The 11,769-nt window shown below is 70.7% G+C and carries 11 protein-coding genes; 10 read left to right on the forward strand and 1 reads right to left on the reverse strand.

What is annotated here, in order from left to right; translation table 11 throughout:
• The first annotated feature begins 101 nt into the window (after positions 1-101).
• Positions 102-761, forward strand: a complete 660-nt coding sequence (locus tag VFZ70_13545) for an MBL fold metallo-hydrolase (protein ID HEX6256824.1) — start codon at positions 102-104, stop codon at positions 759-761.
• Between the two features lie 281 nt (positions 762-1,042).
• Here the strand turns inward: VFZ70_13545 and VFZ70_13550 are convergent, their stop codons facing one another.
• On the reverse strand, positions 1,043-1,906 hold the full coding sequence (locus VFZ70_13550; GenBank protein ID HEX6256825.1) for a UbiA family prenyltransferase: 864 nt from the start codon (positions 1,904-1,906) through the stop codon (positions 1,043-1,045).
• A gap of 29 nt (positions 1,907-1,935) precedes the next feature.
• On the opposite strand from VFZ70_13550, the gene aspS reads away from it, so the two are divergent.
• The 9 genes from aspS to aroE all read left to right on the forward strand — a co-directional run bounded on the left by aspS (position 1,936) and on the right by aroE (position 11,626).
• Positions 1,936-3,714, forward strand: a complete 1,779-nt coding sequence (aspS, locus tag VFZ70_13555; protein HEX6256826.1) for an aspartate--tRNA ligase — start codon at positions 1,936-1,938, stop codon at positions 3,712-3,714.
• Positions 3,715-3,796: 82 nt separating this feature from the next.
• Entirely contained in the window at positions 3,797-5,197 is a 1,401-nt protein-coding gene (locus VFZ70_13560) for a sugar transferase (GenBank protein HEX6256827.1), read from the forward strand.
• Positions 5,198-5,269: 72 nt separating this feature from the next.
• Positions 5,270-5,734 carry a hypothetical protein gene (locus VFZ70_13565; GenBank protein HEX6256828.1) on the forward strand — a complete coding sequence of 155 codons (465 nt, stop codon included), beginning with the start codon at positions 5,270-5,272 and terminating at the stop codon, positions 5,732-5,734.
• Between the two features lie 67 nt (positions 5,735-5,801).
• Positions 5,802-6,239, forward strand: a complete 438-nt coding sequence (locus VFZ70_13570; protein HEX6256829.1) for a DUF948 domain-containing protein — start codon at positions 5,802-5,804, stop codon at positions 6,237-6,239.
• A 42-nt stretch (positions 6,240-6,281) separates the two neighbouring features.
• Positions 6,282-6,545, forward strand: coding sequence for a hypothetical protein (locus VFZ70_13575; protein HEX6256830.1), 264 nt, complete (start codon positions 6,282-6,284; stop codon positions 6,543-6,545).
• On the forward strand, positions 6,532-9,270 hold the full coding sequence (gene alaS, locus VFZ70_13580; GenBank protein ID HEX6256831.1) for an alanine--tRNA ligase: 2,739 nt from the start codon (positions 6,532-6,534) through the stop codon (positions 9,268-9,270). Before VFZ70_13575 ends, alaS begins: the two co-directional genes overlap by 14 nt.
• Entirely contained in the window at positions 9,271-9,705 is a 435-nt protein-coding gene (ruvX, locus tag VFZ70_13585) for a Holliday junction resolvase RuvX (GenBank protein ID HEX6256832.1), read from the forward strand. It begins immediately after the preceding gene.
• Positions 9,706-9,735: 30 nt separating this feature from the next.
• Positions 9,736-10,791, forward strand: a complete 1,056-nt coding sequence (gene mltG, locus VFZ70_13590) for an endolytic transglycosylase MltG (protein HEX6256833.1) — start codon at positions 9,736-9,738, stop codon at positions 10,789-10,791.
• 31 nt (positions 10,792-10,822) lie between these two features.
• Positions 10,823-11,626: a shikimate dehydrogenase gene (gene aroE / locus VFZ70_13595; GenBank protein HEX6256834.1), complete on the forward strand. Its 804-nt coding sequence runs from the start codon at positions 10,823-10,825 to the stop codon at positions 11,624-11,626.
• Positions 11,627-11,769 lie beyond the last annotated feature (143 nt).

Here is an 11,769-nt window from a genome sequence, read left to right on the forward strand (position 1 = left end):
CGTCGTGCCCCGACCGTGGGCAGCCCGCTGGTCACGGTACCGCCGCCGCCGTGGTCACGGGAGCAGGTTCGGCGCCAGAAGGGCAGAGGATGTCGGAGCGTGTGATCGACCGTTTGGTGCTGGGGATCTGGCAGGCGAACTGCTTCATCGTGGGTGACCGCGAGCACGCCACCGCGGTCATCGTCGACCCCGGCCAGGACGGTGCCGAACGCATCGCCGGCCGGCTCGACGCGCTCGGCCTGACGTGCGAGGCCGTGCTGCTGACCCACGGCCACCTCGACCACCTGTGGTCGGCGCCGACGTTGGCCGACAAGCTCGACGTCCCGGTGCTGCTGCATCCCGAGGACCGCTGGCTCTGGGACAACCCGGCCGCCGGCTTCGGGGCGCCCCTGGCGGGGCTGGAGCAGCAGTTCGGTCTCCGGTGGGCACCGCCGACGGAGCGGCTCGAGCCGATCGCCGACGGGCAGGTGCTGCCGCACGCGGGCCTGCGACTGCGGGTCCGCCACACGCCGGGGCACACACCCGGCTCGTGCGTGTTCGTGACCGAGGACGACGAACCGATCATGCTCTCGGGCGACCTGCTGTTCGCGGGATCCGTGGGTCGGACGGACTTCCCGCGCGGATCGATGAGTGAGCAGAACGACTCGTTGCGCCGGGTGGTCCTGCCATTGGATGACGGCACGACGGTCCACCCCGGCCACGGACCGGACACGACGGTCGGGACGGAGCGCTCGACGAACCCGTTCCTGCGCGCCCTCTGACGCCCCACCACGCGTTCCGGCAACCACCTTTCTGCACGGATCGCGGGGTGGTTGTCATTTCGCGGGTATATGCGGTGATTCTGCAACCACCCCGCTGCCGGGGCGCCCACCCCGGGTTCCGGCTACCACCTTTCTGCACGGATCGCGGGGTGGTTGTCATTTCGCGGGTATATGCGGTGATTCTGCAACCACCCCGTCCCGGGCGTCCACCCCGTCCCGGGCGACGCCCCGACGCCGGCTTTGCCGCGCCCAACCCCGTCCCGGAGCGACCCGGGTCCGGATCAGGTGATCCGGGCGCCGCTCAGCACAACGCCCAGCGCCAGCAGGAGCAGCAGCGCCACGACCCCGCGGAACGCTGCGCGTTCGCGTCCACGCGCGGTCGCGACGACGACCCACGCCAGGCCCAGCGATCCCGCTCCACCGATCGCCAGCCCCGCGGGCCACAGCGGGACGCCGGTGGCGACCAGCGCGATGCCGACGGCCACGAGCGTCGTGGCGAGCCACGAGGCGCGGCGACGTCCCAGACGGTGCGGCAGGCCCTCCACGCCGGACGCCCGATCCTGCGCGAGATCCGGGATGGCGTTGGCGAGGTGTGCGCCACCACCGAGCACGGCACCGGCGGCGACGATCCACCAGGCCGGCCAGCGCTCCAGCGGCCTGGTCAGCGTGACCACCGCCGGCAGCAGACCGAACGCCACCATCCACGGCACGATGCTGAACGCCGTGCGCTTCGCCACGGCGTTGTACAGCCAGCCCGCCGCGACACCGACCAGGTGCGCTGCCGCGGCGGCAGGACCAAGCGCGAGCGACGCGACGACGCACACGGTCAGCGCGATCACCGCTGCGGCGAGCACCGTCCCGGCGCCCACGTCGCCCCGCGCGACGGGCTTGTCCACCCGCCCGCCCGCACGGTCACGGTCACGATCGAGCCAGTCGTTGCTCCATCCGATGGACAACTGGCCGGTGCCGACGGCCACGGCGACGAGCACAGCACGTGAGCCCAGCCCTGCACCGACGGCCAGTGCCGTGGCGGCCAGCGTCACCGCGGCCGACGGCTCGGGGTGGGCGGCGCGCAGCAGCGCTGTCGCTCGGCGTAGCATGGGCCGCCGCACCCGCCGGGGTGCCTCGCGTTCGCCGCTGCTCATGCGGCACGTCCACACACAAGGATCATCCGGTGACCCCCTACGGAGCAATGCGGACCCACGGCGCAGGAACGCTGCGGGCGGGTGACGACGGTACCGCAGTCGTGCTCGCCGGTTGGGTGGCGCGCCGCCGCGATCACGGTGGGGTGGCGTTCCTGGATCTGCGTGACCGCACCGGCATCGTCCAGGTCGTGGCCGACCCCGAGGCCGACGAGGCGCTGCAGGCCGCGCACGACGTCCGCAGCGAGTACGTCATCCGGGTCCACGGCGACGTGCGGCTCCGCCCGGAGGGCATGACCAACGAGCGGCTGGACACCGGCGACGTCGAGGTCGCCGCATCGAGGCTGGAGGTGCTCGCCCCCGCCGACACGCCGCCGTTCCCGATCGACGACCGCGTTGAGGTCGACGAGCTGATGCGGTTGCGCTACCGCTATCTGGACATCCGTCGGGCACCGGTCTCGCGGGTGCTGGCGGTCCGGTCGCAGACGACCCGGATCATCCGCGAGGTCATGGACGCACACGGGTTCGTCGACGTCGAAACCCCGCTGCTCACCCGGTCGACGCCCGAGGGGGCGCGCGACTTCCTGGTGCCGTCCCGCATGCGCTCCGGCGCGTTCTACGCGCTGCCGCAGTCACCGCAGCTGTTCAAGCAACTGCTGATGGTCGCCGGGATCGAGCGCTACTACCAGATCGCGCGGTGCTTCCGCGACGAGGACTTCCGCGCCGACCGCCAGCCCGAGTTCACCCAGCTCGACGTCGAGGCGAGCTTCATCGACGAGGAGGACATCTACGCCCTCGTCGAGGAGTTGCTGTCCACGGTCTGGGCACGCGTCCTGGACGTCAAGCTCGACCCACCGTTCCGGCGCATGCGCTACGCGGAGACGATGTCGCGCTTCGGGACGGACCGCCCCGATCTGCGGTTCGGTCTCGAGCTGGTCGATCTGCGCGAGGTCTTCGGCGCCACCCAGGTCGGTGTGTTCTCCGGTGCGCTCGACGCCGGGGGCACGGTCATCGCCGTGTGCCTGCCCGGTGGGGGATCGCTCACGCGCAAGCAGTTCGACGGCTGGGTCGACTTCGCCCGGGCGCGTGGCGCGAAGGGGCTGGCGTGGGCGGTCGTCAACGACGATCACACCCTGCGCAGTCCGCTGGCCAAGTTCATGAGCGACGACGAGGTTGCTGGCCTGCTGGCGGCGACCGACGCAGGGCCGGGTGACGCAATCTTCTTCGGCGCCGGCGTCGAACGTGCCACGCAGGAGCTCATGGGCGCGCTGCGCGTGGCTCTGGCGCGTGATGGCGATCTCGTGCCGACGGACCGCTGGGAGTTCGTGTGGATCACCGAGCCGCCGGTGGTCGAGTGGAACGACGGCGAACGACGCTGGGATGCGGTGCACCATCCGTTCACGGCGCCGACCGACCAGGCGCTCGAACTGCTCGACAGCGATCCGGGTGCCATGGCCGCCCGCGCGTACGACATCGTGCTCAACGGCACGGAGCTCGGTGGAGGGTCGATCCGGATCAACCGGGCGGACCTCCAACGGCGGATCTTCGACGTCCTCGGCATCGATCCCGGGACGGCCGTCGAGCGCTTCGGGTTCCTGCTCGACGCGTTCTCCTACGGCGCGCCCCCGCACGGTGGCATCGCGTTCGGGCTCGATCGGCTGGTCATGCTGCTGGCCGGCGAGGACTCGATCCGCGACGTCATCCCGTTCCCAAAGACCCAGACGGGTGCCGATGTCCTGACGGGCGCCCCGTCACCCGTCGACGACGACCAGTTGCGCGCCCTGGGTCTGCGCGCGCGTCCGGTCCGCTGACCACACGGCATGGCCGAGTAGATCACGTCGTTGCATGGGGACGATGCCCGTTGACGACCAGGTTTGCCATACTGGACCGGCGATGAGTGCGACACGCCCGACCACGCCGCGCAACGATGACGTGCGCGTGGAGACCGATCCGGAACTCCCGCTGCTCGGCCGTCTGAACCGCCGCGGGTTCCGCCTGCTCATGGCGGCCGACATGCTGGTGATCGTCGCGTCGATCATCGTGCCGGTCGCCATCGGTGTCGCCTTCGGACTGCTGCGGCTGACGTGGCCGACGAGCTACTACGTCGTGGGGTATCTGCTCGCGGTCGGCATCCACTTCGTCAGCTTCTACTTCGGTGGCCTGTACGAGCGCGAGCAGCGGCTCGGCAGCCGGCCGGTGCTCCCGCGGATCGTCAGCATGTCGATCGGCGCGATGCTGCTGGTCGCGCTCGTACAGCAGTTCACGGTGGTCCGCACGGAGATCCGTGTGGTCCCGCTGTCGGTGCTGCTGTTCGTCCCGGTGCTCGTGTCACTGGGACTGGCAGCCAACCGCCGGATCTCCCGGACGATGCGGGCGCGTCGCGAGGGTCCGCCGCGGGTCCTCCTGGCCGGCGTGCCCGACGACGTCAACCTGGCGCGTGAGCACATCGAGGACGTGGGTGGCACAGCGGACATCGTTGGCTCGACCACGAAGGTCACGGACCTGCTGGCGTTACAGCAGCAGACGGGGGCGACCGATGTGCTGGTCGTGACCTCGCGGCTGATCGACGACGCCTACCCCGAGCCGTTGTCGACGCTCGAGACGCTGGGCGTCAACGTGCTGCGCCGCATCTCGGCGCAGGACACGCTGCTCGGGCTCAGCGGCGTCCGCGAGGTGGCGGGCCTGCCGTTCGTGGTCCTCGGCGGCTCGGCCCTACCCTCGTCACGCGCGCGGTTCAAGCGGACGATCGAACTGCTGGAACTGCTGGTCCTCTCGCCGCTGTGGGTGACGGCCGGCGTCGGCATCGGGCTGTACGTCTTGGCGACCGCCGGCCGTCCCGTGCTGTTCTGGCAGCGACGCGTCGGGATGGATGGACGCCCGTTCCACATGGTCAAGTTCCGCACGATGCGCACCGATGCCGAACTCGCCGTCGGTCCGGTCCTGGCCGCGGCCGACGACGCGCGGGTGGTGCCGGCCCTGGAGTGGCTGCGGCGGACGAGGCTCGACGAGCTGCCGAACCTGTGGAACGTGGTGCGTGGCGAAATGTCGATCGTCGGACCGCGACCCGAACGACCCGAGCTGACCGAGCAGTTCGAGGGCGTCATCCCGGGCTACGACCGTCGTCACGAGATCCCGCCGGGTCTGACCGGTCTGGCACAGGTCCACGGCCGCTACCACACGGATCCGGAGTACAAGCTCGGCTACGACCTGCAGTACCTCGTCAACTGGTCGCCCGTGCTGGACCTGCAGATCCAGCTGCGCACCATCTGGGTCATGGTGACCCGCCGGCTGTGATGTCCACACCCTCACGCGGTGCGGCCTTTCATGATGTAACGTGCATTCTCAGTCTATCTGGGGGTGTGGCGAATGCAGCGAGAGGTCAACGCCAGTGGTCCGGTCTACGGTCCGTCGTGGCGCCGGCACGGTGGCCGCCGGCAGGTCGCCGCGCGCGTGGCCCGGTCGCTGCGGCCGGTCGCCCACCTGCTCGGCGCGGTGGTCAGCACCGAGCTCGTCATGCCCTTCGCCGGGCACTGGTACCGGCCCGACGTCGGCGTCGTCGCCGCGGATGCGGTGACCCACGGCGGCGTGGTCTCGTCCGCACCGCACCTCGTGGTGAGCCTCGGTGGACCGCTGACGGCTCGCGACTGGCTCGCGGCCGGCGCCGACGTCGTGTGGGCACGACACGGCGAGGTCGTGGAGCAACTGACGCGCGGAGGCGTGCACCGACTGGAGCCCGGACAGTGGCTGGTGCATCCCCACCATCCGACGCTGCGGCTCGCCGCCTCCGATCTGATCCTGCCTGCGTCCGCCGATGCGCGGATCGGCGCGTGACCGTCTAGGCTGCGGAGCCATCCCCGCCAGCGGCGCGATCGACCCGTGCCAGCCGAAAGGACCATCCGTGCGCAGCTCGTTCATGATCGGACTGATCGTCGCGGTCGTCGCCGCGATCTTCGTCGTTCTCGGCCTGGCCTTCGACGGCGCGAGCTTCCTCGGTGTGGCGGCGATCGTTGCTGCGGTCGGGTTCGGGGCGGCGATGGTCGGCGTGCTGGCACTGCTCGCGAACCTCGTGACGACCGTCCAGCAGCTGACGACGACCGTCAAGCAGATCACCGACGAGACCGTTCCGCTGCTCGGCGGGATCAACGAGACCGTCGCGGGCGTCAACACCGAGCTCGCACGGATCGATACCATCGTGGCGAGCGTCCAACAGGTGTCGTACCGCGCTGAGGGTGTCGCGGGCGTCCTGCACGCAGCGGTCGCCAACCCCCTGATCAAGGGCATCGCGTTCGTCACCGGGACCCGTGCGGCGGCCAAGGCGGCACGCAGGGTCACCTGAGGACCCACAGCCACCGTCCCAGCTGCAGCGCAAGGATCCACCATGTTCTCTCGGATGTTCTTCGCCGTCGTCGGCCTGGGTGCCGGCGTCGCCCTCGGCGTGTGGACGATCCGCAAGATCGAGCACGCCGGCCAGCAGCTGTCGCCCGACGCGCTCGTGTCGCGCGCCGGTGAGCGCGCCAGCGGCCTGGGCGCCCGGCTCAACGAGGCACTCGCGGTCGGGCGCGTCGCAGCGCAGGAACGGGAGGCGGAGCTGCGCGCTGAGTTCCTCAACGGCAGCGGGAGTGGTCACGATGCGCTCGGTTGACATCCGCAGCACGTTCCTCGACTTCTTCGCCGAGCGTGGGCACCGGGTGTGGCCGTCATCATCGCTGATCCCCAACGACCCGACGCTGCTGCTGACGGTCGCCGGCATGGTGCAGTTCAAGCCGTACTTCCTCGGTCAGGCCACGCCGGAGACACCGCGTGCGGTCTCGGTGCAGAAGTGCGCGCGCACCAACGACATCGAGAACGTCGGGTTGACGACGCGTCACCTGACGTTCTTCGAGATGCTGGGCAACTTCAGCTTCGGCGACTACTTCAAGGCGGACGCGATCCGCTGGGCCTACGAGCTGTCGACCGAGGGGTTCGGGTTCGATCCCGAGCGGCTGTGGGCGACGGTCTATCTCGAAGACGATGAGGCGTTCGAGCTGTGGGTCGAGCAGACCGCGATCCCGCCGGAGCGCGTGCAGCGGCGCGATGCGAAGGACAACTACTGGTCCACCGGTGCGGCGGGGCCGTGCGGTCCCTGCTCCGAGCTCTTCTTCGACCGCGGTCCGGAGCACGGGCACGACGGCGGACCAGTCGTCGACGAGTCACGGTTCCTGGAGTTCTGGAACCTGGTGTTCATGCAGTTCGAGACCGGAGGGCGCGGAGATCCCGAGCTCAAGGGCTCCGATGACATCCTCCGCGAGCTGCCGGCGAAGAACGTGGACACCGGCATGGGCCTCGAGCGGCTCGCGATGCTGCTGCAGGACGTGCCCAACGTCTACGAGACCGACGTGCTGCGCCCGATGCTCGACCGCGCCGTGGAGGTCACGGGTGTGAAGTACGGGTCCGGCGACCGGTCGGACATCAGCCTGCGGGTGATCGCCGAGCACGCGCGCAGCGCGGCGTTCCTGATCGCCGACGGCGTCCTGCCGTCGAACGAGGCCCGCGGCTACATCCTCCGCCGTCTGCTGCGCCGTGCGGTCCGGCACCTGCGGTTGCTCGGCTCGGACCGCCCCGTGATGGTCGACATGGTCGACTCGGTCATCGACACGCTCCGTGGCGCGTGGAGCGAGCTGCACACCCAGCGGGAGCTGATCACCCGCGTCGCAGCATCGGAGGAGGAGAGCTTCACGCGCACGCTGCGGACCGGCATGACCCTGCTCTCGACGGCGATCGACGACGCCAAGCGGGAAGGTGTCACGCAGCTGTCCGGGTCGACGGCGTTCAAGCTGCACGACACCTACGGGTTCCCGGTCGAGCTCACGCTCGAGATCGCCGCCGAGGAGGGGCTCGACCTCGACCGCGACGTGTTCGCGGCCGAGATGGAGGCCCAACGGGACCGTGCGCGCAACGCCGCCCGCCGCGCGGGGGACGAGGCGCTGGGCGCCGAGGTCTATGGCCCCGTCGCACAGCGTGGCGCGGTCGAGTTCGTGGGCTACACCCACGCCGGGGCGGACACGGCGATCACCGCCCTGCTGAACCGTACGGGCACGATCGATCGCGCGCAGGAGGGCGATGAGGTCGAGGTGGTCCTGCCGGTCACGCCGTTCTACGCCGAGGGCGGTGGGCAGCTCGGTGACCACGGCGTCATCGAGACCGCGACGGGACGGCTCGAGGTGGTCGACACCGTCGAGCCGCTCGACGGGTTGATCGTCCACCGCGCGCGCGTCGACGCGGGCGAGATCGAGACCGGTCAGGACGCCCGCGCCCAGATCGACGTGGCCAGGCGCACGTCGATCACGCGTGGACACACGGCGACCCATCTGCTGCACGCCACGCTCAAAGACGAGCTCGGTGACCACGCCGCGCAGGCCGGGTCGGCCATCGACGCCGGACGCTTCCGCTTCGACTTCCCGCACTTCTCGGCCGTGTCGACCGACCAGCTACAGCACGTCGAGGCACACGTCAACCGGCGCATCGGCGCCGATCCCGAAATCTCGACCGAGGTGATGAGCCAGGCCGAGGCGCGCGCGATCGGGGCGACGGCGCTGTTCGGTGAGAAGTACGGCGAGGTCGTGCGCGTCGTGCGCATCGGTGACTTCTCGGTCGAGCTGTGCGGCGGCACCCACGTCGCGCGCACACCCGACATCGGCGTGTTCTCGATCCTGTCAGAGGGGTCGATCGCCGCGAACCTGCGTCGCATCGAGGCGCTGACCGGACCTGAGGCACTCGAGCACCTGGGGCGTGAGCGACTGGTCGCCGAACAGGTGGCGCAGATGCTGAAGGTGTCGACCGACGAGGTCGTCGACCGGGTCGCCGGCCTGGTCGACCGGCTCCGTGCGGCGGAGAAGGAGATCGTACGGGTGCGCCAGGAGGCACTGCTGGCAACCGCCGGCAGCCTGCTCGAAGGGGCGGAGTCCGTCAATGGCGCGCGGGTGCTGGCCGCCGCGGTGTCCGGTGCCGACCGCGACGGGCTGAAGACGCTCGCGTTGAACCTGCGTGAGCGCCTCGGCGAGTCGGTCGTCGTGCTCGGCGACGTGACCTCTGACGGCAAGGCGCAGCTCGTGGCAGCAGTCAGCTCCGATCTGGTCGGGCAGGGGGTCGAGGCCCGCGAGGTGCTGCAGCCCGGTGCCCGCGTGGTCGGTGGCGGTGCCGGCGGCCGCGGTGAGGTCGCGCAGGCGGGTGGCCGGGACGGCGGCGCGCTCGCCGAGGCGCTCGACGCATGCCGCCGCACGGCGCGTGAGCTCGTCAAAGGCCTGGGTGCGGGCGAGCGGAGCGAGCTGGCGGGTGGGGATCGGTCTGGTGCGGGCGAGCGGAGCGAGCTGGCTGGTGGGGAGCTGTAGATGCGTGTGCTCGGCGTCGATCTGGGCACCGTCCGCATCGGGCTCGCGCTGACGGATCCGTCACGCTCGATCGCGAGCCCGCACGGCACGCTGCCCGCGGGTGACGCTGACGCGGACGACTGGGCCGAGCAGGTCGCGACGGCGCTCGCGGAGGTCGCCGACGACGTCGGGGCCGACACGGTGGTGATCGGCCTTCCGCGCGCGCTGTCGGGCCGTGAGACGGCCGCCGCCACCAGCGCGCGCAGCGTCGCCGACGCGCTACGGTCGACGACGACGGCAACCGTGCACCTGTGGGACGAACGCCTGAGCTCCGTCGAGGCCGAGCGCGTCATGATCGGTGCCGGTCGACGTCGAGCGCAACGTCGTGCAGAACGCGATCGCGTCGCCGCGGCCATCATCCTGCAGTCGTGGCTGCAGTCCAACGCCACGACCTGACCCCGCGCTCGTGTCGAACCTAGGACGTCGATGACCCTGTCAACCGGATCGAAGGTCTTCGGGCTGGTGATGCTGGCCATGCTCGGCGGCCTCGCGTACGGCCTGATGCAGTTCGACGACGCCGGCGACGCCGGCGCCACCGGTGAGGTCGTCACCGTGGAGATCCCGGAGGGGGTTGCCGCCGAGCAGGTGGGCGACATCCTCGTCGATGCGGGCGTCGTGGACAACCCGTTGAGCTTCCAGGTGAAGGTCCGCACAGACGCGCGCGCGGCCCAGATCCAGCCCGGCACGTACGACCTGCAGGTCGGGATGAGCAATGACGCGATCCTCGACAGGCTCACGGAGCAGGTCGACGTCGTCGAGGCCTTCACGGTCGTGATCCCCGAGGGGCTGACGGTGCAGCAGACGTTGCGGGCGATCGCGGACGCCGACGGCAGTCCGTTCAAGGTCGGCCAGCTGCGCAAGGCGTTGGCCGGCGTCGCCCTGCCCGCATGGGTACCCGCCGAGCTGCCGCAGAAGGCCGAGCCGTTCGAGGGCCTGCTGGCGCCGAACACCTACGAGTTCCGCGTGGACATCAACGCCCAGGAGCTGCTCAACCAGCTGGTGGTCGAGACCGACACGCACCTGCGGGACCTCGGGATCCCGCAGCGGCGCTTCTACCGCACGCTGACGATCGCCTCGTTGATCGAGCGCGAGGTCCGGGTTCCCGACGAGCAGCCCCTCGTCAGCTCCGTCATCACCAACCGGTTGCGCATCGACGAGCCGCTGGGCATCGACGCCACGCTGCAGTACGCCCAGGGCGAGACCGGAACCAGGGTGCTGACGTCAGACACCGAGATCAACTCGCCGTGGAACACCTACCGCACCATCGGTCTGCCGCCGACGCCGATCGCCGGTCCCGGTCAGGCCGCGCTGGACGCGGCCGCCAATCCCGCCGACACCAACTTCATCTTCTACGTGGTGTGCGACTTCGACACCGGCGAGCACGCGTTCACCGACAACCTCACCGATCACAACCGCAACGTCGCGCAGTACCGGCGCATCCGCGACGCCCAGGGCGGCTCCTACTGCAACGACGCAGCGTGATCGTCGACTGCCACACCCGCGGCCGCCTGCAATGACCACGGCGGCGACCGGACTGCTGTGCCTGCTCGGCGATCCGGTCGCGCACAGCCTGTCCCCGCAGCTGCACACGGCGGCACTCGCGGCGTGTGGGATCGATGCGGTCTATGTCGCGTGCCGTGTGCGCGACGTCCCGGCCGCGGTCGACGGGCTCGACGCGCTCGGCGCGCTGGGCGCCAACGTGACGGTGCCTCACAAGCGCGCCGTATGGGAGCATGTCAACCGCCGGACCGCCGAGGCGGAGCTCATCGGTGCGGCGAACACGTTGTTCCGTGACGGCGGGGCATGGATGGCCGACAACACCGACGCCGAGGGCGTCCGGCGGGTGCTTGCCGACGACATGGGCGTGGGATCGGATCACAGTGTCGTCGTGTTCGGTGCCGGTGGCGCCGCGCGGGCGATCGCCGTCGCGTTGGGGCGGCTGCGCGCCCGGGTGCGCATCGAGGCACGCCGGCCCGAGCAGGCAGACATCGTGGCGGCGCTGGCGCAAACGGTCGGCGCCCGTGCGCTGCCGGGCGGGGCGGCCCCGGACGTGGTGGTCAACGCGACGCCGCTCGGCCTGCACGGCGAGCGACTCCCTGAGCGTTACCACGACCTCGCGGACGGCCAGGCGGCGTTGGATCTGGTCTACGGGCCCTCGCCCACGCCGTTCGTCTCCGACGCCCGCGCGCGCGGGCTGCCCGCATGGGATGGCCTGGGGATGCTGGTCGGCCAAGCGGCGGCCGCGTTCGAACGCTGGACCGGCCGTGTCGCACCGGTCGACGTGATGCGTGCGGCCGCCACCGCTGCGGCGCGGTGACGCGACGGCGTCGGATCCTGTCCGTCGCCCCGCCGCGCGTCGGCGGACCTGCCGACGCCGTCGCTCGCGTGCCGTTGCGCGGAGCGCAGGACTGCTACCGTGCTGGGCCCATGCGTGGCTCAAACAGCGACCTCGGCGGGCAC

It is taken from the genome of Euzebyales bacterium, from assembly GCA_036374135.1.
Classification (GTDB): domain Bacteria; phylum Actinomycetota; class Nitriliruptoria; order Euzebyales; family JAHELV01; genus JAHELV01.

Bases quoted from the DNA above. Each gene is read 5' to 3' on its own strand.
- mltG (HEX6256833.1), top strand. From the start codon at position 9,736: ATGACCCTGTCAACCGGATCGAAGGTCTTCGGGCTGGTGATGCTGGCC.
- VFZ70_13550 (HEX6256825.1), bottom strand. From the start codon at position 1,906: ATGAGCAGCGGCGAACGCGAGGCACCCCGGCGGGTGCGGCGGCCCATG.
- VFZ70_13575 (HEX6256830.1), top strand. From the start codon at position 6,282: ATGTTCTCTCGGATGTTCTTCGCCGTCGTCGGCCTGGGTGCCGGCGTC.
- aroE (HEX6256834.1), top strand. From the start codon at position 10,823: ATGACCACGGCGGCGACCGGACTGCTGTGCCTGCTCGGCGATCCGGTC.
- ruvX (HEX6256832.1), top strand. From the start codon at position 9,271: ATGCGTGTGCTCGGCGTCGATCTGGGCACCGTCCGCATCGGGCTCGCG.
- VFZ70_13565 (HEX6256828.1), top strand. From the start codon at position 5,270: ATGCAGCGAGAGGTCAACGCCAGTGGTCCGGTCTACGGTCCGTCGTGG.
- alaS (HEX6256831.1), top strand. From the start codon at position 6,532: ATGCGCTCGGTTGACATCCGCAGCACGTTCCTCGACTTCTTCGCCGAG.
- VFZ70_13560 (HEX6256827.1), top strand. From the start codon at position 3,797: ATGAGTGCGACACGCCCGACCACGCCGCGCAACGATGACGTGCGCGTG.